General features: G+C 41.0%; 14 protein-coding genes. 3 read left to right on the top strand and 11 right to left on the bottom strand.

What is annotated here, in order from left to right; genetic code table 11:
- From J2X77_RS05895 to J2X77_RS05930, 8 genes are all read right to left on the bottom strand, one after another.
- Positions 1-1,428: a DUF5009 domain-containing protein gene (locus J2X77_RS05895; RefSeq protein WP_310079615.1), complete on the bottom strand. Its 1,428-nt coding sequence runs from the start codon at positions 1,426-1,428 to the stop codon at positions 1-3.
- 24 nt (positions 1,429-1,452) lie between these two features.
- On the bottom strand, positions 1,453-3,303 hold the full coding sequence (locus tag J2X77_RS05900) for an FAD-dependent oxidoreductase (RefSeq protein WP_310079617.1): 1,851 nt from the start codon (positions 3,301-3,303) through the stop codon (positions 1,453-1,455).
- Between the two features lie 127 nt (positions 3,304-3,430).
- Positions 3,431-4,222, bottom strand: coding sequence for an alpha/beta hydrolase-fold protein (locus tag J2X77_RS05905; protein ID WP_310079619.1), 792 nt, complete (start codon positions 4,220-4,222; stop codon positions 3,431-3,433).
- 250 nt (positions 4,223-4,472) lie between these two features.
- Positions 4,473-6,971 (bottom strand): sugar-binding domain-containing protein, encoded by a 2,499-nt coding sequence (locus tag J2X77_RS05910; protein WP_209574924.1) that lies wholly within the window; start codon positions 6,969-6,971, stop codon positions 4,473-4,475.
- A 29-nt stretch (positions 6,972-7,000) separates the two neighbouring features.
- Positions 7,001-8,902, bottom strand: a complete 1,902-nt coding sequence (locus J2X77_RS05915) for a family 43 glycosylhydrolase (protein WP_310079622.1) — start codon at positions 8,900-8,902, stop codon at positions 7,001-7,003.
- A 104-nt stretch (positions 8,903-9,006) separates the two neighbouring features.
- Positions 9,007-10,722, bottom strand: a complete 1,716-nt coding sequence (locus J2X77_RS05920; RefSeq protein WP_310079623.1) for a RagB/SusD family nutrient uptake outer membrane protein — start codon at positions 10,720-10,722, stop codon at positions 9,007-9,009.
- 15 nt (positions 10,723-10,737) lie between these two features.
- Positions 10,738-13,830: a TonB-dependent receptor gene (locus J2X77_RS05925; RefSeq protein ID WP_310079626.1), complete on the bottom strand. Its 3,093-nt coding sequence runs from the start codon at positions 13,828-13,830 to the stop codon at positions 10,738-10,740.
- Between the two features lie 253 nt (positions 13,831-14,083).
- On the bottom strand, positions 14,084-18,100 hold the full coding sequence (locus J2X77_RS05930; protein ID WP_310079628.1) for a two-component regulator propeller domain-containing protein: 4,017 nt from the start codon (positions 18,098-18,100) through the stop codon (positions 14,084-14,086).
- A gap of 336 nt (positions 18,101-18,436) precedes the next feature.
- Here J2X77_RS05930 and J2X77_RS05935 point away from each other — a divergent pair, with 336 nt between their 5' ends.
- Positions 18,437-20,728 carry a family 20 glycosylhydrolase gene (locus tag J2X77_RS05935; RefSeq protein WP_310079630.1) on the top strand — a complete coding sequence of 764 codons (2,292 nt, stop codon included), beginning with the start codon at positions 18,437-18,439 and terminating at the stop codon, positions 20,726-20,728.
- Positions 20,729-21,005: 277 nt separating this feature from the next.
- Positions 21,006-21,179, top strand: a complete 174-nt coding sequence (locus tag J2X77_RS05940) for a hypothetical protein (RefSeq protein WP_293937822.1) — start codon at positions 21,006-21,008, stop codon at positions 21,177-21,179.
- A 13-nt stretch (positions 21,180-21,192) separates the two neighbouring features.
- On the opposite strand, the gene J2X77_RS05945 is transcribed toward J2X77_RS05940, so the two are convergent.
- Both J2X77_RS05945 and J2X77_RS05950 read right to left on the bottom strand, forming a co-directional pair.
- Entirely contained in the window at positions 21,193-21,906 is a 714-nt protein-coding gene (locus J2X77_RS05945) for a LytTR family DNA-binding domain-containing protein (protein WP_209574936.1), read from the bottom strand.
- Positions 21,903-22,766, bottom strand: coding sequence for a sensor histidine kinase (locus tag J2X77_RS05950; RefSeq protein WP_293884994.1), 864 nt, complete (start codon positions 22,764-22,766; stop codon positions 21,903-21,905). Before J2X77_RS05950 ends, J2X77_RS05945 begins: the two co-directional genes overlap by 4 nt.
- 431 nt (positions 22,767-23,197) lie before the next feature.
- Between J2X77_RS05950 and J2X77_RS05955 the strand changes: the two genes are divergently transcribed.
- Entirely contained in the window at positions 23,198-24,175 is a 978-nt protein-coding gene (locus J2X77_RS05955) for a hypothetical protein (protein WP_293884993.1), read from the top strand.
- On the opposite strand, the gene J2X77_RS05960 is transcribed toward J2X77_RS05955, so the two are convergent.
- Positions 24,159-24,845 carry a class I SAM-dependent methyltransferase gene (locus tag J2X77_RS05960; protein WP_293884992.1) on the bottom strand — a complete coding sequence of 229 codons (687 nt, stop codon included), beginning with the start codon at positions 24,843-24,845 and terminating at the stop codon, positions 24,159-24,161. The genes J2X77_RS05955 and J2X77_RS05960 overlap by 17 nt on opposite strands.
- Positions 24,846-24,875: the final 30 nt, after the last annotated feature.

Genomic DNA, 24,875 nt, shown 5'->3' on the forward strand with positions numbered 1-24,875 from the left:
TTATGACTTCCAATAAAGTTTTAACCGGCTGCTCACGATCGTCAACAGCGCCACGATTCCGGTGAATAATACACCGCGCATCACTCCCCCAAAAACACCCTGTGCCCCCATCTGATCAAGAGCGCTCTGTAGTCCCGTAAGCGCCAATAGTGGGATCAACAATAGATTTCCTGCGGTATAGGCGACCATCGGATTTTTACCAACCAATGCTATACCTAGAAACAGCGATTTTCCAAAAGCAAGTTTCTCGATACAACACAGCATTGTTAGCGCATAACAGGCTAAGCCCGTACAGACAAAATAATAGCTGTATGTGGAATAATCCTTTTTTATTCCCCCCTCATATGCTTCGAAGATCAGTCCTAAAAAAAGCAGATAGCTTCCGAGCACAGCCATTTTTGCCTGCAGTGTCAGTACTTCGCCCTTCCGAAAAACACCTGAACAGAAGCATAGCGAAAAGATCAACATCAGGGTAACTCCCATATTGATATCGAGATAGCGCATGTATAGATTGAAGACATTCAGCCCAATTAGAAGTGCACAGAGCAAGCCTTGTAATGCCAGTTGAGACCGCTGCATCCTGGGTTTGTCGGCCAACGACGTATCAGCAATAATCCACTCGCCGACAACTGTAGCCGGAAGGATAATAAAGAGGTATTTGAGGTAATAAAATTGATAAAGCCAAGTCGCAGGGCTGAGTTTGTAGATAAATTCGTTGATACTACCGACTTCTTTGGATCCCAAAAAAACGCCCATAATAAATGGTAAAATCGCCATACGTAACCAGATGGATTTCGCCGTCAGCCACCACCATACTGTCCCAAACAAAGCCATATTGGCCAACACCAAGATAATAATATCTGTTTTCTGGAGGGTAAATCTATCCGTCTGTGCATACACCAGATATAGCATCCCTACAGATAGCAACAGGGCCACTACGTGAACACGTCTCGCGGTCCGCATCGGCAAATAGGACTTTAAATCTGCGTAAATTAAGAAGAGTAAGATAAAGCCGATGATAGACATCATATAGTGCGATGTACCAGGCTCAGAACGCATCACCCAAGCGCGCATATAAAAAGAAAATAAGGCAAAAAAGAATAAGGCAAAAAAACGCTTAAAAATTGTACCCAAGATAGGCAAAGCGTTTAGGTTAGCCACTTTTTTCCGCATAGCCAATGGGATGGCCGCACCCATCGTAAAAAGGAAAATCGGAAAAACCAGATCTACCCAGGTTACACCTGCTACACTGGGATCAAATGCATGTTTTGGCGGTGGCACCTGTGCATGGTACATCCAAGCAGGCAGGTTTCCAAATGAAATGCTCGATGAAAGCACCATTAAAAGGATGGCAATTCCCCGCAGAACATCCAAACTATCGTTTCGCTGCTGTGGAGTCGCTGTAGAATTTGGTAAAATTGGTATCATCTCGTTTTTCTATGCGTTCGGAAATCAATTTTTTGTTGCTATAAATTGGCCGGTAAAATCCACCGGCCGTTCAAACGGCTTTAGGATATGATCCAGCACAACCGCCACTTGAGCCCTTGTTAACACTTGATTTTCTTTTGCTGCAATGACGGACCTGATTTTATCTTTATTCAAAGTGGGGTCGACCTGGAGCAATAGCGCCGCAAAAAATTCTGCTGTCACATCGGCCCCCGAGCCAGCGACTTTATCGGCAACTGGATAATAACTACGCATACCATCGATCAGGTCTACTTCGCTTATGCGGTGTTCGGGATAGAACCAAGTCTGATTGGCCCATTTGTAGGGTACACCTCTTCCTTTAAGAATGCCAGTTGCTCCAATTCTATGAATTGATTGAAAACGGGGATCGTTTAGATCCACATCAATAAAAGGCATGAGATAGGCATGGTTTTCCAAAAGCACTTGTTGAACATGTCGCAAAGAAAGATCTTTGGGACTCACACCTTGTTTTGCAGAAAGCGCAGCCAGTACGCCGGCAGCCTGACCAATGCCAAGCACAACGGGTTGAAGGCGGGTGGCCCCCGCAACAATATTGCTCACACTGATGCTCTTTTCGGCAACGATAAAGTCGTTAACTTGCTCAGGAATCAAACTTCCAAGAGGCACATTGTAAGATGGTACCCGAATTTTAACGAAATCGATTTTAGGTGCATCCGGGTTTTTCAGATGATGATGATCGATGGTATAATCACCTACTATCCCACCTGTTCGGTACAAAGGAAGCTCCTGCTGATAAGGACGCTGCACATAAGGCAATGTAAGCTGCACCAAGCCCTTAGCACGTCTAGACTCGCGGTGATAAGCAATAAAGGGAAGTTTATCGACCGTATCATATTCATCATCGGCAAGCCCCAAATTTTTAAAACCAAGCTGATTTTGAAGATGATATACGAAACGTAAAGTATGATCTTTCGCCTTTTGCAATTCCACCGCCCTCGCCTTTGGCGACATTTCGATAATATTCAGGTAGATATCATTTCCATCTTTCGGCCAGTTTATCATGTATTTTCCATTTGGCAATTTGCCATAGGTAATCATCTGATTACAATCAATAATTGGAGAATTATTATGAGAAGCGGGATCTTTAACATCACAGGCATGTTCAAACTCTTTCGGATCATAACCCTGAGGTTTCTTTAGCAATCTCTTTGGATCAGCACCATAGTCTTTCAAAATAGCGACATAAGTAAGGTCTTGAATAATTGAATTGGCCTTTTCGGGAGCAAATTCTTCTTTCGTATCGTAGCGGCTATCCATACCGATGCTGTAAGCAACACCCGCACGCGGCAAGAGATCCCCCAACTCCGTCGCATCGACTAAAATAGAAGCGCTTACGGTTTTCTTTTTTCCTTTCCGTTCAATGGCAACAGTCCAGCCTTTAGCCTGTTTTTTCAGATCTAAAAGGTTGCTTTTATACCAAACGGCAATATTTTTTTCGGCGCCAACCATTTTTTTTAGTATCTGGTTTCCTACCGAAGGCTCAAACAAGGTGTTACTTACCCAACCCGTTTCCACTGCCTTTGGACCACCATAATACGCATAAAGTTCTGCCCTAAATTCACCCCATATTCCCGAGGGCATACGATGGTTACCATCAATAGCCGACACTCCAGCCGACGTGAGCATACCGCCCAACCAGCCTGTCTCTTCTACGACAAGAACCTTACTTCCCAACCGCGCTGCCTGCAAAGCTGCCGCAACACCACTAGCACCGCCACCAACGATCAATACATCGTATGATGCTACAGTCTGCCCCTGCGAGGAGAGCGTGACAGAAACCAATAAAATAGAAAAAAAAGATTTAAACCAATTCATATGAAGTTAATTGCAGTAAATAATTTAAAAAATACGCACCAAATACCGGTTTAAGGACCAGAGATACATTATTTTGTTGTCGGACTAAAGGATCAGTATAAGGTGAATGAAACATATAGGTTATCGATTAATGGATCAGACGATTAAAATAAGCGAAATGAACCGGAATGGTTTTGGCCCAGTAGCCAGAGGTATGAGCGCCGGGTTGCGCAATATAAGTGGCTTTGATCTTGAGTACATCACAACTATCCCGAAGGGACTTATTGGCCCCATATAGATAATCTTCAGTACCACAATCAAAAATAAATGTCTTTTCACTCCCAGCGACCTTATGGACATTATGGATGACACTAAAACGATCGAATAATGGATTTTGATCGCTGTATTGACCTAAATGTTGGGCTAGACTTGTTTTCTTGAAAGCCGAATGTCTCAGATTGACAACTCCCGAACTGCTGCCAGCACTTTTAAAAAATGATGGATAGTTAAAAAAGAGCCAAAGTGCACCATGCCCCCCCATACTTACACCCGTAATAAATGAGTTTTCACGATCCGTGTGATATTTATGCTGAATGTAGGGCATCAATTCCTCAGTCAGAAACTGTCCGAATTGAGAACCATCTTTTTGTGGACTGTCTAAAAACCAGCTCGTCCGAAGACCGTCAGGGCATACCACTACAAAGCCATATTGATCGCTCAATGCCTGAAAATCGACAAATTTTGAAAGACTTTTATAATTTGCCCCATGACTGTGCAGCACATATACAACAGGTAAGGCTCGGTTGCCCGGCTTCATCTTTGGTATATAGACGTAGCCGGAATCTACTCCAGAAAGATGGGTAGATTTTAAAATGTACAGCTCTTGTCCTTTGGCCAACATTGTGCCAATGGCACATAAAAGGCATATGATTAAACGCATGGATATAATTGAGTCAGTCTTTAGATTTATCTTGAAGCTAAATTAATAATAAAATTTACAATAAAAAAAGTATTTAATAATTTTTTTTATTTAATATAATCGCATTACGTTATTTTATAACGAAGTCAGTTTATCAATTCACCTTAAATAAAAAGAGCATTGGAAAAACTTCCAATGCTCTTTTAGCTTGATGATTTAAAACGCTAATTAAATCAACCAGCCTTCCTATTTCTTGTCACTTATTATGCCCTTATTTTACCAGACACTGTACCGTTGCTGTTTTTAGCCAAGGTGATGTGAACCTTATATCGACTTTGTCGCCAGATTGGCCCAATACTTGAACATAAGCAATCATCTTACCATGATATACCCGCTGTTTGTTATCAGTATAATCGCCCATGTCGGCATTATTTCCTGCTTCCATTCCCAGCAGTCGTGCATTTCCAATGAGGTCGCAGGTTACTTCATCTTCTGACAGTATGACGGGTTCATCGTTGGCATCTACCAACTGCAAGGCAATTTGAATGATTGCGCCCGATTTTATGTCTTGTTCTCCAAGAATGGTGGCATGAATAGCCGTGGGCCGTTGAGTTGATTGTATTGCATGACGGACGATCTCCTTTTTATCATTGTCTAAACCTACAACTTCCAATTTGCCCGAAGTATAGGGAATATCCCAAAAGATAATACCTGTTTTCTCATCATATTTCTTTTCTTCGCCAACAAGCTTACCATTGAGTTCCAATCGTGCCTGCGCACTATTAGTATAGCAAACGACCCGAATTTGTTGTCCCTCTTGATAATTCCAAATTGGCCAAGCGTCCATAGAAGGGGCTTCATTCTTGCGCTGTCCTTCCTCCGACTCCAATGCCGACCACACATCGGTTGCTCCTGCCCCTCCTTTCAATGGATAAGTGCCTAAGTAAGCCATAGGTTTATCCGACCACAGCGATTGGCGATAATAACCTCTCGGTTTGACAAATCCCGCAAAATCCAGCAGTCCCGAATAGAATCCCCGGGAAGGCCAACGTCCGGATTCGCCGAGATAATCGATTCCTGTCCATAGAAATTGACCAAAAATATGCGCATTGTCACGTACCGCTAACCAAGCAGAAAGATCATGTCTATTTTCGCTGCCGAAAATAACGCGCTCGGGAAAGCGTTGATGATCCAGTTGATAACGGCTTTCTGTATAATTGTATCCAGCGATGTCAAGTGCGCCTGGATAGGCGGTTTCGTTAGACATTGCTACACCTGCAAGCCCTGCTGTAACCGCTCTGCTTTTATCGTATTTTTTTACAACCGCGACCAAGCGTTTGGCAATATCACCCAACCGCATCGCATCGGGTGCATCCTTTTTGTAGCCCCCATACGAAGCTTGTGTAAAGCCACCCTCTTTCTTTTCTCCGTTAAGAATAGGATGTGAGTAAGGATCATTTGGATAATCCACTTCATTGCCTATACTCCACGCAAAAATCGAAAGGTGATTGCGATCTCTTTTGACCATGTCAGCAAGATCCTGCTCTCCCCAAGATTCAAAAAAGTCGTATGATCCTTCGAAGCCGGGCGTACCAAAATTCCACCCCTGCAACCATTTTCTTTTTGGAAATTCCCATTCATCAAAAGCTTCATCCATCACCAAAAGACCAAGCTCGTCACATAGTGCATACAACGAAGATGCCTGCGGATTATGACTTGTACGAATAGCATTGACTCCCAGTGATTTTAAGGTTAGGAGACGTCGACGCCATACTTCTGGATACACTTCAGCTCCCAATACTCCAGCGTCGTGGTGCAAACACACTCCTTTTACCTTCATCCACTCTCCATTTAAAGCAAACCCTTTGTTGGCATCGAACGTAAATGCTCTGAAACCAGTCTTCACCTCCGACCGATCGATCTGCTGTCCATTTTGCGTCACAATTGTCCGTAAGGTATATTGTTGGGGTTGATCCAAACTCCATAGTTTGGGGTTCGACACGGTCAACTGCTGTTGTACGGTTGCCTTATCAGTGGCACCGACCTGTACTTTTTGCGTTTTTTTTGCGACAATACGGCCTGTCATGTCAATCAACTGCTGCTCGACTGCAACTGCAGAAGATGCTGCAGCGCTATTGACCACAGTTACTTCGGTATTTAAAATTCCCTTTCCACCTTTCATTTCTGGATAGGCGTACACGCCCCATTGGTCGATATGCAGCGGATTGGCCTTAACAATCCATACATCCCGATAGATTCCAGACCCTGTATACCACCGCGAATCGGCGCTTTGGCTATGGTCTACCCTAACGGCTATGGTATTTTCTTTGCCAAACTCAATAAATGGCGTAATATCGTAAGAAAAGGACACATAACCATTAGGCCTTTTGCCAACAGATTTACCATTGATAAAGACTTCACTTCGGTTGTACACTCCCTCAAAATAGATAAAAATCTTTTTACCCTGATCGTCTGCGGGTATAGTCAATTGTTTGCGGTACCATCCTATGCCGCCGGGCAAATATCCTGTCGCGCTGGCTAAATTAGGACTTAACGGGTATTTTACACTCCAATCATGAGGCAAACTCACCTGTTGCCATCCAACGCGATTCATTTCCGTTCCCGCTTTTATCTCCATGTCCCCCAAATGGAAGCGCCAGTCTGAGTTTACGCGTTCGGCGATGCCAAACCCGGGCTGTGCATATAGGTTATTGATACCTATATAGCTGGAGATCGCTAACACGGCCAACTTTCTTATTATTCTTTTCATTTTAATTATATGTAGATTTGGTTTAGTGATTAAAGCGTGGGAACTACTGGTATTACATGGCCCTCATCGTCGAAATACAACCGATCCATACACACCTCGCGATTAAATCCTGCAGCGTCACCCATTTCGATGCCTTTGGGATAATTAAAACGATGGTAAACAATATACCATTCATCTTTTCCTGGAATCTGCAAAATAGAATTATGTCCTGTTCCATATATCCCCTTTGCAGGATCTTTTTGTAAGACTAGATTATTTTCAGGAACAGTGATCGGTCCACCGGGGGAAGTGGCTGTTCCATAACGTACCCGATAATTTTCACTCCGTGTATCGTCTTCTGACCAAAAGAAATAATAGCGGCCTTTACGGTAGACTACATATGCACCTTCGCGAAACGTCTTATCAGGAGTTATGACTTTTACAGTGTTTTTCTTGATACTAACCATATCCTTGTTGAGTTCAGCTACCGCTAGATAGCCATTTCCCCAATATAGGTAGCTTTTCCCAGATTTTGGATCGTTAAACGCTGCTGGATCTATCTCCTGACCACCTTTTACACCTTCAGGTTTAAAATCTATCAATGGCTTTCCCGAATCCTTAAAAGGCCCTGTCGGCAAATCTGCTACCGCAACGCCTATCTTTTGCGCCGCCGTGAAATAATAATAGTATTTATAGTCGTTCTTAACTTTCTTTTCCGTAATTGTTGGTGCCCACGCATTTCTAGGTCCCCAGGCAACATCTTCTTTCAGGTCCAAAATCACCCCCTCGTCTTTCCACTTGCTGAGGTCCGGGGACGAAAAGGTCTTAAAATAATAGCCGCCCCAACCGTCAAAACCATCGCTCGTAGGGTAAATGTAGTATTTTTTGGTTTTATTGGAATAGAGTACATCCGGATCAGCATAAAAACCATCCAAAACTGGATTCTTTCTAAATGTGAATTGCATGTCTTTTGGTTTTCCCCATTTGCTGGTCAGATCAAGTAATTCTTGTCTGGAAACGGGGATAATGGTACCATGTCTTGGATGGAAATCCATATCAATTTCATGATCAATAACTTTAAAACGATCAAGATCATCAGAGATGCAAAATTGATATTTTCCTTTGCCATATACATCATACATAAGGATGTATTTGTCGGACTGATTGATCTTAAAGACGCTAGATCCTTCCACAGCATCGTTCGTCTGCTGTTTATACCCTGGCTGTTCAATCCATTTTCCTGATGTCAGAGAGTCTGTTATCGCTAGTTTGATACCATTGCCATGACCTTCAGTTTTATAGAAGAGGTAGAATAGACCATTCTTTTCAATAATATCGCCATCAATACAAGATTTACCGTTTTTCGGCAGAAAAAGTACTTTAGGATCAGAGTCAAAATCGGTAAACTCCTTATTAGCATAAGCGTAATAAATGATATCGGGATCGTTTCCATGCTGCATAGACCAATACACCATATATTTTCCTACCGAAGGATCAAATATTGTCTGCGGTGCCCACACCCTTTTCAAGGCTTCCTGGCCTTTAAAGCGCTGCTGAATGTCGATTGTTTGATACGACCAATGCACAAGGTCTTGGGACTTCAACAAGACCATTCCGCGGTTGGAGTCCCAGCCTTTAGAGGAGGTCATGTCAGTCAGCACCATATAAAATGTTTTCCCATCGTCGCCACGAAGAATATGTGGGTCTCTTACACCACCAGTTTTGCTGATAACCTTTGAATCTAAGATGGGTTGATTATCGTTTAGAGCCCTATATGTATAGCCATCAGTGCTAATCGCAAAACACACAGCCTCATCAGCTACAGCGTTCCCTTTAAAATAGGCGAATAGATAACCCGCAAAATCTTTTTCTGCTGGGCCATACTTGTATTCTTGTGCGTAAACTGCCGCCGCAATATTCATCAATAAAAATGTAATAAGTGTTAATCGCATGGAGTATTTGATTTATTAAAGGTTGATTTATTTCTCAAAAACATCCTCTTGACTCTTATTAAAGAACCAAGAGGATGAATAACTTACGTAAACAAATATGCTAATTAATAGCCAGGATTTTGCTCCAATTGTCCATTCGACGATAATATCTCAGAACGTGGAATCGGTAGCCAATAGTGCTTTTCTTCAAATCGGCGTCCTGAAAGCGCTTCCTTGCGTGTATACGTAAAACCCTCACCATTTTTATCTATAGTCACGCCATAAGCAGGGATATTTTCTGTTACCATCGCAATCTTCCATCTTCTGACATCGTAAAAACGATGTTCTTCAAACGCTAACTCAACTCTGCGCTCGTAACGCACTTGCTTTCTAAACTCATCTTTCGACTGTCCCATAGGAATTTCGGGCATATCGACAGATGGCCGCGTTCTAACCAAATTTAAAGCCTGTCTCGCTGTTAAGCTACCACCAGCAGGCAACACATCTGGACCGTAAGCTTCATTTGCTGCTTCTGCAAAATTCAAAAGGATTTCTGCATAGCGGAAGTAATTCCACGGTTGAAATCCCGCATTACCCCAAGGATTTTGAAGCGGATAGGCATCGTTCATAAATTTACGCAGATAGTATCCGGTTTTAGAAGTATTCCAGTTGTCACTTCCTTGCGGACTATCTTGCCCCTTTGGTATATATGTTTCCACTGCCCTACCCCTGTATAAAGCGCCATTATATAAAATAGTCGCGTCAAAACGGGGGTCGCGGTTAACATAAGGATTTTTCGGATCGTAACCTGAAGCCGTGTTGACGGTGCCGTCCTCATTGAAAGGGGCTTTTCCATTTTTCATTTCATAGGCATCGACCAAGTTTTGGTATGGTGTATTTCCGCCCCATCCGCCATAGCCATTCGGTCCGTTGGCAATTTCGAGGTGCACGTGATTGGCATTTTTGGTGTAGTATCTTGCAAAAATAGTTTCCGGATTTCGGTCTGTTAAAAACAACGATTGGTATCCGCCCGTGTATAGCTTGTACTTATTTAGGGCGATCACCTCCTGCGCTGCCTGGGCAGCGGCCGCCCAATTTCCGACATTATACAATGGACTTGCAGCATACAAAAGTAATCTCGATTTTAAAGCCATGGCTGCAGCCTTTGTGGCCCGTCCAGCGACCCAGGTTTTGTCGTTATTTTCAGCAGGCAGCTTTTCAATCGCTTCATTCAATTCTTTGATCACATAATCCATACCTTCTTGCATGGATTTTCGCTCAAAAAGACTTGCTTTGGTTAGATCATCCTTCAATCCATATACTGTATCTCCCACCAACACAACGCGTCCAAAATTTCGAATGAGATCATGATACCTAAATGCTCTTATAAATTGAAGTTCGCCTTCCAATTGGCGCTTATGCAACGTACTCATCTGTATATTAGCCAATACTTTTTTAGCGTAATTGCACTCGCGGATACTTCGGTAGCTACGCGCCCAAAGCGATCCGGCGGCACCTAAATTTTCTGGAGACAATTGTCCCCGGGTAATAAGCCAGGTATTATCATCATTGGTATACATGGATTCGTCTGTGAGAGAAGACCACAGCGCATATTCAAATCCGCGACCGAAGCCTGGATGAGTACCATCTGCCTCATTTGATATTATTTTCTCGCCAATATATCTATTGATGACAAAGGCTTCTAAAACGGCTGTATCTGTTTCAATAGCTTCTGTAGAAATACGATCAGTTGCTGTAACGTCCAAAAGGTTTTTGTTGCAAGCCGAAAAGATAGTCGTTCCCAAAGCCAAGGGCAGGAAATATTTACTTAAAGATTTCATCTGTTATGTTCCTCCTTAGAATTTTAAATTTACACCTACATTAATAATTCGTTGCTGCGGATAAAATTGTCCGCTGCCGCTACTTCCCTCTGGATCATAATCTTTGACTTTTGTCCAAGTCAACAGATTGAATCCATTCGCGTAGAAGCGCAGTCCACCCAGTTTCCATCGCGAAAGAACCTCATGTGGCAGTGTATACCCTATTTCAACATTTTTCAAACGCAGAAAGGAAGCATTATTCAACCAAAAATTATTTCCATACAGCCCTCCGCTGACCGCAGAAGAAGCACGTTCGGGAACCATTGGATATGTGCCATTCGGGTTATTAACGGCATTAAATCGGTTGTCGGCCCAACTGCTGTAGAAGTTTCCTACCGTACCAGATTCGGGAAGTACATGTTGGCTAACCCTGGCTTGCCCAGAAAATAATACTGCTGCATCAAAGTTTTTATAAGCCGCATTTAAGCTAAAACCATAGGTGATCTGTGGTATATTTCCATACTTTGTCCGCAGCATATCATCTGCGGTAATCTTACCATCTTGATTATAATCCTCGAAAATTAAATCGCCTATTTGCGCACCGGGAGCTTGCGGAGATCCTTTAAGATCTGCCTCATTTCTATTTAATCCAATAGCATTATAGAGCAGATAAGTTCCCAAAGGTCGTCCTGTCTGACGTTGGTAATCTAATGTCCCACTTGCCTCGTCAATAAAGATAATTTTACTCTTAGCAAAGGTAAAATTACCCGACATTCCCCAGCTAAATTCTCCCGGTTTTTGATAAGACAGTGTTCCTTCAAATCCTTCGCTATTCACCCTGCCAATATTCTCCGAAGGGACTAATGGTTTGGAACTACTCTCTTTATAGGGATTGACAATACCTGAAACTCCCGGAATCGATGCATTTCGTTCGGTCAGAATATCTGATCTCTTTTGTTTGAAATAAATGGCCTCTAGTGTAAAATTCTTGAGAAATTGTGCGTTTAGTCCGACGTCAAGCTTCTTCGATACTTCCCAAGTGATATCAGGATTGGCTAATTTCGCTAATTTAACATTCGGCTCGATCTGACTTTTTTCATTTAAAAGTGCTACTAATCCATTTCCCACGAGTGTATAATTATCAAAATATTGGAATGCATCCACATTATCGTTTCCAAGGCTACCGTAAGAAGCTCTCAGTTTTAAATCATCTAAAAATCCAATCTTGTCGGAAAACCAATCTTCTTTGCTGATTCGCCATCCAGCGGACACGGAAGGGAAGTACCCCCAACGCTTATTTGAAGGAAAAATTGACGAACCATCAGCCCTGAGCTGTCCTTCAAACAAATACTTTTCGCTATAATTATACGCTATACGGCTAATGATACTTTTACGGGTGTAATTGTTGCTATATCCGGAGTTGAGATAATCTGTAGCAGCGGATCCACCTTGGGATAATTCGGGCAATTGCGTAGATAGATAATTGAAACGCTGTGCATCGAAATACTCCAAATGTCGTTTACTCTGCTCATATCCTACAAAGGCATTGATAGCATGATCTCCAAATTTTCGTTCGAAATTCAACTTAATATTACTTGTAATCAACGACTCGTTCGTATGCGACTCAGTCAGTGTAGCTTTATTATTGTTTCCGCCAACAATCGACTCCTCATAGCTATTTTTCTCTTGATTGTAATTATTTAAAACATACGGAACACTAAAATTCTTACTAAAATTTGTGGATTTATCTATTGAAAGAAAACCATCTACAGATAATCCTTCTACCCAAGGAAGTTGATAACTCGCTTTGAGGATACCGTTAAACACCTGCTTGGGATTGACAACAGTGCCACCTATATCGGTCACCATTAAAGCTGGATTAGAGCCTTCGATGCCCCGTGTAGGCAAGCCATTCGGATAATATGCACTTACTGTAGGGTAAGCACGGTAGATCGAACGGAAAATATCTCCTGCCGACGCTATCGGGAATTTGCGGTCTTCTTGTCTGCCCGAAAGCGATAGGCCAACTTTAAATCGATCGGTTATATTGGCCTCCAGGTTTGTTCTAAAATTATATTGCTTATATTTCGTGACACCTTTTTTGTAGATCCCGTCTTGATAGACCGAGCCTAAGGACATAAAATAGCGGACATCCTCCGTCCCCCCTGCAATAGATAGATTTTGTTGACTTTGTAAGGCGGTATTTTTCAGGGCGACATCAGCCCAATTGGTATTCGGATACAATAAAGGATCGGAACCATCCCTAAACTTCTGGATCTGCTCTTCTGAATAGATTTGGTTCATCCCAGCTGAAGAACTGTTACCATAGGCGATTTCGTTTCGCAATAGCGCATATGTTGCCGCATCCGCCATTTTGGGCAATCTCGTTGGTGAACTAAATCCAAGATTCCCGCTATAGGTGATGGATGGCTTACCACTCTTTCCGCGTTTGGTGGTTACTAAAATTACTCCGTTAGCAGCCCTATTTCCGTAAATTGCAGCGGAAGCATCTTTCAAAACCGAGATACTTTCAATATCGTTGGGGTCTAGGCGCTCCAGACCACCTATCTGCCCCGGCACTCCATCGACAACAACCAACACGTCATTACTACCTGTTGTCGCTTGGCCCCGCACCGTGATTGATGAACCATCGTATCCAGGCTCTCCGCTACGATTGTTGATCACCACTCCCGAAAATCTTCCAGCTAAAGAGTTGGACAGATTTGGCTGCGGACTTTTTACGAGATCTTTTCCTTTTACTTCTGAAATGGATCCCGTTAACGTCGCCTTTCGTTGCGTACCGTAACCTACAACGACGACATCTTCCAATACATGTTCATCACGTTCTAACTGAATAGTTAAATCTGATTTTCCATCCAATGGAATTTTTAAAGTTTTATACCCGACAAATGATACGACGAGAATACCTTTATTGGCATTGAGTTCAAACTTACCTGACATGTCTGTCTTCGTCCCTTTACCCGCCCCCTCGACGATAACACTTGCGCCAAGAATCGGTTCGTTTGATTTGTTCAAAACCTGTCCCGTAATTTTCCCTTGTTGTGCGTATACCAATGTTGGCGCAACGCTCAACAGGGTATAAAGAGAAACAATTTTTAGGTTGTTCATAAAGTAATTATGCTAATTAAACAGTAAAAAATATAATCAGGTCAGAATAGACAAAAAGATGTCGCACCATGGTTTATATTGGTTATATCAGCGGCATCGCTGCCCTTCCTCCCTAGATTTATAATTGAATTGTAAGCCAAACTTAGCGAGTTTTACCTCACCAAAACATATATAAATCCGTCAAAAAACATACAATATTCGGTCAAAATCAATGATTAGAAACCCCTAGAGCTTATTTTTTGGCCTATGGAAGCTATTTCCCCTTTCCATCTGATTTTTGGTATTCAGACGGAAGTTTGCCAAACTCTTCTTTAAAACATTGACGAAAATAGATAGCACTATTGATACCGACCAAGAAGGAAACTTCAGTCACATTATGATTTCCGGAACGAAGCAGTTCGGCTGCCTTATGTATCCGGATCTTACGTACCAGTTGGTTGATATTCTTCCCCGTAATCCCTTTAAGTTTCCTATACAGTGTGGACTGGCTCATATTCATCCGTTCTGCTAGCGTAGCGGCGTCCAAAACTTCATCCTGCATATGCTCTTCTACAATAGTGATAAAATCCTGAACGAATGTATTCTCACGCCATAAATTATCTTTTTCAATCATTTCACCTTTTAGTTCCGGCGGATTATCCGATTTTATCTTTTGCAATACAACGGCGTTCATTATTTTTTGCTTCTGCAAAAGATTTTCAATACGTTTCAACAAAAGCATGCTCCCAATGGGCTTAGTCAGATAAGAATCAATCCCAAGCTCATAACCACGTTGTCTATCCAAATCGGTATCTCTTGCAGTTAATAAAATGATTGGGATATGACTTGTCACCCGCTCTGCTTTGAGCTTTTCAGCCAAAAGAAACCCGTCCATATCGGGCATCATGACATCACTTAACACTAAATCAGGAACGACAGCTTGAGCACGCTCAAATCCTATAGCTCCATTTTCGGCCGTCAGTACATCATAATGATTGCTTAACACCTTCACCATGTATTCGCTCAAATCCACATCATCCTCAACCAAGAGTATCAGCGGACGAATAGGATCAAGCGAAGGACGACTTTCTTCCACACTTAACGCTGGTTCTTCAGATTTTTTAGAGACCACTCGATTTAATAAAAATCGGACTGAAACTGTTGTCCCAACACCTTCCTTACTTACTACGCCTATTTTTCCTTGGTGAATTGCTGTTAACTCCTTAACTAAGGCTAGACCTATTCCTGTACCTTGAACTCCAACTTTGGAGATTTGATAAAATTTTTCAAAAATTCGTTCAATATCCTTAGCAGGAATACCACAACCAGTATCTTCTACCGTTAATACCGTCCAGTTGGCAAGATTGGTTTCCTCATATTTGAGACTCAATCTGATATAACCTGCATCTGTATATTTATAGGCATTTGATAAAAGATTATCAACAATCAATTGCATAATTTCGGCATCAAACAGCGTACGAGTTTCAACTTCGGGAAAATCCGATAGTATTTGAAGTCGCGGCTTAGTGTTTAGCGTTTTATATTTATGAATGATGTCGTTGAGCAAGTCACGTAAAGATCCGGATTCAAGTACCAAAGGTTTAAATTGTGATTCCACTTTGCGAAACTCCAAAAGCTGATTCACCAACGTAAAAAGTCTATTTGCACTTTTCTGTACAGTCTGAACCAAACTTCTATTTTTTGCTGACAGCTCCCCTTCGTGTGATAAATCATCCAGAGGCCCTAAAATAAGTGTCAATGGTGTACGGAGCTCATGCGTAATTCGCGTATAAAAATTCATCCGCTCCGAGTGCAGCTGCTCATCCTGTTGATGTTGCCTCTCTTTAAGTTTCAATTCGGTTTCCGCTTTCATTCTTTTGAAGTAAAAGAATATGAGTGTATAAACGATAAGCAGTATCAGAATCAAATAAACTATTTTAGCGCCTAAACTTAAATATATCGGCGGTGTAATCTTAATAAGCAGTCGTTCATATGTCTTGGACCATTGCCCATTCTTCATCCGCGTCCGTATCAACAATTCATGATCCCCATATGGAATATTCCGAAAATCTAGATTCGTCTCGTTCCCAAGGAAGATCCAATCATTGTTGAGTCCTTGTAGTTGATAACTGAATTCAACCAATCCATCCAACGCAACATCCATTACGGCAAGTTCGACACGAAAGCTATTCTCCTTATAGTTGAGGTTAATCTCATTTTTAGGCGAGGGGTATTCGTCTTGTTGGGTATTTGATTCGCCGGATCTAAAAACAATAAATCGGCTTACCCGGACAGGCGATAACGGTAGATTTGAGGGGATCTCATTCGGATCAAAATAACAGATTCCGTCTTGCATTCCAAAGAACAGCCTATTTTTCAAATCTTTTCCCACGCTACCATTAATAAACCCGCCAAGTGGTAGGCCAAATGACTGATCATATTGTAGAAAGCGCTTTTCTAAAGGTAGGAACCTGAGCATTCCAGACTTCGTCGAACACCAAATGTGACCATTCTGATCCTCCGCAAGACCATTGATAAACAGCCAGGCATTGCCGCCAGGAACGGACAATATTTTTAAGTCTCCAATTTTTTTCTGAGACTCCTGCAGTGCTAAACCTTGGTTTGTTGCCACCCAAATGTTATTATTCCTATCACGCAAGAGATAGTTGATGGTATTATTTCGTAACCCATTCTCACTATCCATTTTTCGAATTAATTGATGATTGCTGTTGTAGATATAGAGGCCTTGTCCATAGGTGCCTACCCACATATTGTGCTGCCCGTCCTCGACTAGCGCCCTAGGCGCATAGTCACCTAACATAGGGTTATTAATCAGCATTTTTTCTACAGTATGTTTTATGGGATCATATATAAATATACCTTGATATCCAGCAATCCAAATTCCTCCGCGGTGATCTTCATAAATTGCACGGACTTCTGTAACGCGCTCTCCAAGATCAATTTCATGCCATGCGGACGAGCCAGCATATCTAACAGCTACTCCACCTTTCCGCAAACCTGCCCAAACATGTTTATTGTGATCGCTAAAAGCAGTCAATATAAAATCGTCCGGGCTGCCTTCCTTATGCGTTATCTGTTTGTTCAAACGACCATCTTTGTCCATCTCAATAATACCCGATCCTTCTGTTGTTAGCCAAATTGTTTGGCTATCGCGAACGATGATATTACTTACTGTTGCTAGGCGATCAGGCAGCGTATTTTCTTCGGGGAATACATTAAAAAAAGGGCGTATATGATTTATAACACCAACACCTCCACCATATAACCCAAGCCAAACATTCCCAAATCGATCTGCTACAATACGTTGGACCATTGCATTATTGCCCTTTCCCAAATCCATAGTTTTTAGCTCTTTAACACCCGAGATTTGCTGATCAAAACCATATGCTGGTTGAAAAAGAAAAAGCTGAGAAGATTCAGCCCCGATCCAAATCGTATTTCCGATTTCCTCAATCGTATATACAAATGGTTCATTTCCATTTTTTGATGCTACGGCCAACGGTATGTGCATAATTTCACCTGTTGAAGGAGAATAGACAGCAAGCCCTTTTCGGGTACCTATCCAAATGTTATCGAAACGATCACAAAACAAAGCTTTCACTTCGTTATCAGGCAATTGCCCATTTGTATTTTGAACAGTCAATCTTTTGGCAGATTGACTAATAGGATTAAATATGGTCACCCCTTCATTTACATGACCAATATAAAGTGTCCTGTTTCTATCTTCAGCCAACGACCAGATACTATTTTCGGGAAGACCAGGCAAACTCTTTTTATTGAAACAGCGAAATTCTTTCTTTGTGATGTCAAAATACTGTAATCCCTGATGGTAAGTTGCCAACCATAGATTGCCGTCCGCACCTTTGATCATGTCCGTAATATCGTTGGTGGCGATAGACTTCGGATTATTCGAATCGTGCGTATAATAACTGAATTTATTGGTCTTCAGATCGAGAACATTGAGCCCATTGGCACGCGTACCTATAAAAACTTTTTTATTATCGTACAGTAAGGTATTGATTTCATTACTATTGACAGACAAGCCTTCTGGTTTCTCCAAAGCGTAATAGCTCTTAAATGCTTTTCCTGCAAATCGATTTAAACCAAGCTCTGTCGCTATCCACATAAATCCTTCATCATCATGAACAAGGTCCAAGACCTGTTGATTGGTCAGACCATCTTGAATAGAAAAAAAATGAGCGCGACTAGGCTGCGCAAAAACTTGGCTCAAGTGCCACAGAAAAATAACGACAACTAGCAAATTTTTCATAGATACAACATTCACAACACCATAAAATCTAACGTCACATTAGCCACAGTTTACTTTCAATTGGGATACACTGCGCCAAGTCAGGAAACAGTACATTATCAAATAGTAAACAGGTTAAAATATCAAAAATAGGGTGTATTACACAATATTTCCTCGTCCAAAGGTTATTTCAGCGCTAAATATACTACATTATTCATACATGTCGGTCAAACAGTTATAAACAGAAATTAATCGTATTAGCAACAGTAAGTGAAGCGTTTTGCGATCGAATACCTGAAATATTGGTATATTGCAGCTCATTCTAACATACTTGTGGATTACTAAAGAGTACAATTTATGAATAAAATTCTAGCAACCATTCTTCTGTCCTGCGCCCTATACTTGCCAACGACAAACTTTGCGCAAAACAAAACTACTGTTCCGCAACTCATTCCTTTTCCTCAACAATTAGCATCCAATCCCGGTCTTTTTCAGCTAAAGGGACAAGAATTGGGTTACTACATCGATCCAGCGCTATCTTCTCAATCTTTATCTGGATGGATCGACCGTGCGCTGTTCGGGAAATTGAATAAAAAAAGCGTTAAGCGAGCTGGTGCTTCGCTGCAATTGATCAAAGGTCAAGGGCTCTCAGATGAGGCCTATGAATTGAAAATAGATCAAAAAGGCATTCAGATCGTTGCTGCTTCGGAGAAGGGGGCATTTTATGGTTTACAGACAGTTCAGCAATTATATTTACTTTCGGGCACAACAGCTAAAGTGGCTCTTCCGTATATTACAATCAAAGACCAGCCTGCTTTTCAATGGCGTGGGGTCGAACTCGATGTTGCACGCCATTTTTTTCCAAAAGAGTATCTCTATAAATTTATCGATCTCATTGCAAGCTACAAGTTCAACAAATTCCACCTCCACTTGACGGACGATCAGGGTTGGCGGATAGAAATTAAGAAGTACCCTAAACTTACCGAATATGGTGCCTGGAGAACGTATAACAACCAAGATTCCGCCTGCTTTGTAAAGGCCAAAGAAAATCCAGACTTTAATTTGCCCAAAGAATTGATACGCACAACAAACGGAAAAGAAGAGTATGGGGGATTTTATACCCAACAGGATATCAGAGACATTGTTGCTTATGCGCAGCGCCGACAAATAGAAATCATTCCCGAAATAGATATGCCAGGGCATATGATGGTAGCTACAAAAGCTTATCCCGAACTGCTGTTGGACAGTCAAACCGCCGGCTGGGGAAAACAATTCTCCGTACCGATCAGTCCGTGGAAAGAAAGCAGTTATACTTTTGTTGAAAATGTGCTCAGTGAAATCATTGAACTATTCCCCTCCCACTATATTCATATCGGTGCCGATGAAGTAGAAAAAGATTCTTGGGCAAAATCGGCTGCTGCTAAAGCTTTTATGGAAGAAAAGCAAATTGCCAATTTACATGATCTCCAGAGCTATTTCGTCAAACGGGTAAACAATTTTATCCGTTCAAAAAATAAACAGAGCATCGGCTGGGATGAGATATTGGACGGCAGCTCAGACACTAGCATGATGGTTATGTACTGGCGTGGCTGGGAAAAAAATGCACCAAAGGAGGCTGTGAACCGCGGTCATAGGGTCGTTATGACACCCACCAATCCGCTATATTTTGATTATCTTCCGAATAGCAGCAGCCTTGATGCTGTGTATAACATGAACGTGATACCTTCAGATATATCTAGTTCAAAAGCTCATTTGATCCAAGGTGCTCAGACCAATATATGGACAGAAATGATTCCAACCACTGCGCGATTAGAGTTTATGATTCTCCCGCGTTTAAGTGCGCTATCTGAACGCGTATGGACCAACAAACCGTTATACGATAGTTATAGAAATCGAGTAATTTCCCACTTTGGACTCTGGGATAAAATGGGTTTGCGCTATCGCATGCCCGACCTCGAAGGTTTTGCCGAAACACAGGTGATTGTTGATGGACAATCTATATTAAAGGTCGCGAATGAACTTCCTCAAAATCCAATACACTATACTACCGACGGTAGTCTTCCAACCCAGCAAAGCCCCGTACTGAAAGATTCGCTCGCTGTAAAAAAAGAAGGTCCTATTCGATTTGCAACAATCTCGTCTTCAGGTGCAAAAAGTGAGCTCTATCAAATTAGTTTTAAGTATGATACCTGGAAAAAAAGTGTGAGAGTGGATGAATCAACATTGGCACCAGGCCTTAAAGCAACTTTCTTTAATGGAACTTTTGCTAATACATCTGCCATTGCCGGTCCCGAAGTACGCCACGAAGTGATCAGCAATGTATCACTAAGCGATACCATCAAAATGCCTTCTTTTGGTGCTAAAATAAGAGGATATTTCTATGTCAAAGAAAAAGGAGTCTATAATTTCTATTTCACTTGTGATGATGGTGGTGTCCTTCGGATACACGATCAGCCTGTCGTCGATAATGATGGACAGCATGCGCCAATTATGAAAAGTGGACAGATTGCGTTAGAACCTGGCTACCATCCAATTGCTATTGATTTCATCGAAGCAGGTGGAGGATTCACCCTAAAACTTCAATATAGCGTCAAAGATTCACCGGTGATCGATATTCCAAAAGCATCTTTTTTCCATAAGAAAGATTAGTAAGATCAATAGACAATTTATAGTAGCATATCCCCAGTGAAGTTGATAGCACTGGGGATATTTTATATTGTATCAATCTCGCTTTGTATAAAAATTAAATACTTTCGTATAATATAGATTGCAGTAAATAGTCAAGAACATAGATTTGTATCAATATCTCCACAGGTGATTGGAGATTGCAGTGATTTTGAACGCATATAAATTAGTAATGATGAAAGCTAGGCAAGTGTTGATTTTTAAAAGTTCAGTAAAGACAGAAGATAAGAAAAATTTTTTAATGCAATTAGTCAAAACTCATCTTCCACAAGTACAAGATGCTACTGTCGATCTCGATGATGAGGACGCTATTTTCCGCTTCGAAACAGAAGAATGTTCTGTTGAATATCTGACAGATTTCCTACAGCGTTACAATATTCAAGTTCATTTCCTAGATCGCTTTGTAGTTGCTTAGGGCGACTGTTCAATCAGAGGAGTCCCCCGGTATATTGTTTAAAGAATGACTCTCGATAGATCTCACCAATCGGGATTTCAAACTTATCGATGTAAATAGTGTGACTATCAAAAGAATCAATAAACGATAAATTAATCAGATAGGATTTACTGGTACGCGCAAACAGCCTCACAGGAAGTTTCTGGTGAATTGTCTTCAAGTTCATTGCAGTAATCAGTTTATTGTTCTGAGTATAGATGACCACATAATCTTTGAGCGCTTCTATAAAGCGAATATCGGTAAATGCAATTTTATAGTATTTCCTATCCGATTTAATAAAAAGTGCGTCCTCACTGTACTTCTCAACCGTATTTTGGTTTTCTTTTAGCTCCAATAGTTTTTTATAAGCTATTGATTTGTTGATCGCTTTGGCCAGACGGTCTTTGCTAATGGGTTTCAGCAGATAATCTATTGCATCCAATTCGTAACTTTTCAGGGCATAATGCGCATAGGCAGTCGTAAGGATCACTAATTTGTCGTCTGGAAGAGATTGTGCAAAATCAAGCCCATTGACCGTGGGCATCTCGATATCCAAAAAAAGCAAGTCAACCGGATTCGTTTTGATACATTCCAATGCAGATATCGCATTGGAAAATGTACCAACAATCTGAAGGGTAGAAATCTCTTCGATTAAATTCTTCATTTCTTCCCTAGCCAGGGGTTCATCGTCTACAATGATGCAATTCATAATGGAATAGTAAGTTTAACCTGATACAACACCTCGGTTGTTAAAATCGAGAGCTCATAATCATTTCTATACAGAAGGTCTAGCCTTCTTTTGGCATTAGCCAGTCCTAATCCGCTAAATTTGCTGCTAACATACCGGCTATTGGGATCTTTCGAATTTTCACATTCAAAACAAAGTTGCTGATCCCGCTCAGAAAAATGGATTGTGATAAAAGTAGAGCCATCACCTGCGCTGAGGCTATGTTTAATTGCGTTTTCAACAAAGGCCGTAAAAAGATGTGGCGGTAGAAATACACCTTTTTTTTCTAATTCAACAGGACAGGATATACGCGTTTTTAAGTTATCGCGGCGTATTTCCTCTAATTTCAGAAAATTGCTAATAAAGTTGATTTCAGACTTCAAAAGCGTCTTATCATCGTTATTTTCATACAGCTGATATCTTAAAAAATCTGACAACTTCATGATCACTTCAGTAGCCATAATAGGATCTTTTCGAATTAAAGCTTTAACATTGTTAAGCATGTTGAATAAAAAATGTGGCTGAATCTGATTTTTCAAGGAAATAAGCTCCGTGGTCAAAGCCAGATTTTTCAATTCAGAAATACGCTTATTATCTTCCAACCAGCGTTTAAAGAGCTTAAAAGTCGTGGTGGTCAGAATGATAGGCATACAGATAAATAAAGCTGCAATTAGCCCCATAGAGTCCGACTCAGCCTTTTTTATCACCGGAATATGAATGGAATAGATGTAATTAGCAATATACATAACAACCAGCACGCTGGCCGTCACGAGCAATATTAATGCGAGTACATATAACTCATATTTGGCCTTAAAGAAAAACTTTGGTATCAATACGTACATATTAGCATAAAACATGCAGACAAATACAAACCATAGGACAATAGAAAAATAAAACCGATAACTGCTCTGAAAATGGGAACGTAAATTTGCATTAGCAAAGAGCAAGAGTAACCCGATCAGAAAAAATATATGTCGCAATGGCCTGAATTTATTTTCTGTAAAAAACCTTAAAACAATACTATTATTAAAGTCTTGCATGGATTAGAATAGATTTAACTTAAATAACAAAAATAAAGTTTTTCTAGGCAAGAATCAGATCTCTTATACGAAGACCTGTTTTTTTTATACCAAAATTAGTAGATGATGTATAGCTTCGCTTTCCGTAGTTCTTCTAAATTGGGCTTTTGTATAAAAACAACACCTGTTGGTCTAAAAAAAAAATACCACCTACAAATTTCAGCTATTCTTACAATAATTTTAATGAAACATCTATGCAAAAAATACTTTTAGTGTTTATATTACTGTTTTGGTCATACACTTTAATCGCACAAACTAAGGATAGCGTGCAGCAAAAAGTGATGGCAGTGATTACCGACAAATTTCCCATAACACGCGTCCTCAATTTGACCTTTGAATCCAATGCAGGATATAGCTATTCATCAAAACTCCACGGTAGGGATTTATCCGAAACGAAAGTAGAATCAATGTACCAAGCAGGAGGTAGTATCAACATTAACTTTTTAAAGAGCCGAACATGGAATCTGGGGACCAATATTGGCTATCAGTTCACTTCTGTAAACTCCAGTCGTCCAGACCTTGTTGCGCATTCCATCACACATTTAGCCAGCCACTATCATTATCAATACGAATCACTTAATCTGACCCGTTATTCACGTTTATGGGGTAAAGTAGCCTTTTACACAGCAACGGTCGCTACAAATGGGAGTGAAAAAGCAATCGAACGCGTGAATGGGATGCTCTCTGCCACTGTAGTACTAAAAGCTACGCAGGAGATTCAAATGGCCGTAGGTATTATCGGGATTATAGACCCGGCAGCAATTCTTCCGATTTTACCAACCTTCGCCTACAAACAGCAATTTGGCAAAGGGATGATACTTGATGTGATCTTACCAAAAGGAATATATCTCCGAAAAGGGGTATTGTGGAATGGCCGAGTTTCGATCGGTTCAGATTTGAATAGTACAATCTTTTACCTTTATAACTTTCCAAGTTCTGAAAAAGTATATACTTTCAATCAGATGGAGATCAATTCGGGCCTGACTTATGAGCATAACCTCGGGCGATCATTTATTGCCACCTTTAAATCAGGAATAAAAGCCATACCTCGCGCACGTATATTTGAGAAAAACAAACCCCAACGCGATTATATATGGGAAGCAAGCCCCGAACCTTCATTTTATATGAATGCGGGGCTTTCCTTCAATCCCTTTGCTAAGAAAAGGAAATAATATCTTTTTTTCGGGTTATCCAGCCCATATATATTGAGGATTGAAAGAATCGAACAGGAGGTTCAAATCCAGCTTCTTCACAGAGTTCTGCTAAGCGCTCTTCAGAAACATGCAACAATTCATGTTCGATTCGTTGCAATCTTTGAGCGACCTGTGTTTCATCTATACCCTTAGGCAGAAGAAGTCTCAACAGCCCCAAGTTTTGCTGAATTTGCTCCTTATTGCCTGTTATATCTAATAATACCAATGGTGCTTGAGACATCATTCTTTTACAAATATCTTGCAACATACCCAATTTTTCGCCATCGTCTTTTAAAAAGTGTAATACAAGCAAAAGCGTCGCGGCGCCATATTGTTTTCCTTCATCCAAATCACTTACTAGACCTTCCACAAGGTTAACATTCTCATCTGCTTCAAATTTCTCCCTCGCTTGACCAATCATCTCGGGTGAGGGATCGACCCCTGTTATTTTCCAAGATTCTGATGTGTCGACAAAGCGTTCGATTTCATTTCCTGTACCACATCCGACCACTAATAAATCTTTGTGCTCTATTTCGGACAGGATCTTAGGCAACTGATCTAAAAAATAATGGTAATTGGGGATCCAGGTTTCAACAAATTCATCATAGCCACTTGCACGTTCATTTTCAAACAGTTCTACTGTATTCATAATCATAAGAATAATCGTTTTACTTACATA

Source organism: Sphingobacterium sp. 2149, assembly GCF_031455655.1.
In the GTDB taxonomy this organism is placed as follows: Bacteria; Bacteroidota; Bacteroidia; order Sphingobacteriales; family Sphingobacteriaceae; genus Sphingobacterium.

Coding starts and splice junctions, on each gene's coding strand:
- J2X77_RS05895 (WP_310079615.1), bottom strand. CDS start 1,428: ATGATACCAATTTTACCAAATTCTACAGCGACTCCACAGCAGCGAAAC.
- J2X77_RS05900 (WP_310079617.1), bottom strand. CDS start 3,303: ATGAATTGGTTTAAATCTTTTTTTTCTATTTTATTGGTTTCTGTCACG.
- J2X77_RS05905 (WP_310079619.1), bottom strand. CDS start 4,222: ATGCGTTTAATCATATGCCTTTTATGTGCCATTGGCACAATGTTGGCC.
- J2X77_RS05910 (WP_209574924.1), bottom strand. CDS start 6,971: ATGAAAAGAATAATAAGAAAGTTGGCCGTGTTAGCGATCTCCAGCTAT.
- J2X77_RS05915 (WP_310079622.1), bottom strand. CDS start 8,902: ATGCGATTAACACTTATTACATTTTTATTGATGAATATTGCGGCGGCA.
- J2X77_RS05920 (WP_310079623.1), bottom strand. CDS start 10,722: ATGAAATCTTTAAGTAAATATTTCCTGCCCTTGGCTTTGGGAACGACT.
- J2X77_RS05925 (WP_310079626.1), bottom strand. CDS start 13,830: ATGAACAACCTAAAAATTGTTTCTCTTTATACCCTGTTGAGCGTTGCG.
- J2X77_RS05930 (WP_310079628.1), bottom strand. CDS start 18,100: ATGAAAAATTTGCTAGTTGTCGTTATTTTTCTGTGGCACTTGAGCCAA.
- J2X77_RS05935 (WP_310079630.1), top strand. CDS start 18,437: ATGAATAAAATTCTAGCAACCATTCTTCTGTCCTGCGCCCTATACTTG.
- J2X77_RS05940 (WP_293937822.1), top strand. CDS start 21,006: ATGCAATTAGTCAAAACTCATCTTCCACAAGTACAAGATGCTACTGTC.
- J2X77_RS05945 (WP_209574936.1), bottom strand. CDS start 21,906: ATGAATTGCATCATTGTAGACGATGAACCCCTGGCTAGGGAAGAAATG.
- J2X77_RS05950 (WP_293884994.1), bottom strand. CDS start 22,766: ATGTACGTATTGATACCAAAGTTTTTCTTTAAGGCCAAATATGAGTTA.
- J2X77_RS05955 (WP_293884993.1), top strand. CDS start 23,198: ATGCAAAAAATACTTTTAGTGTTTATATTACTGTTTTGGTCATACACT.
- J2X77_RS05960 (WP_293884992.1), bottom strand. CDS start 24,845: ATGAATACAGTAGAACTGTTTGAAAATGAACGTGCAAGTGGCTATGAT.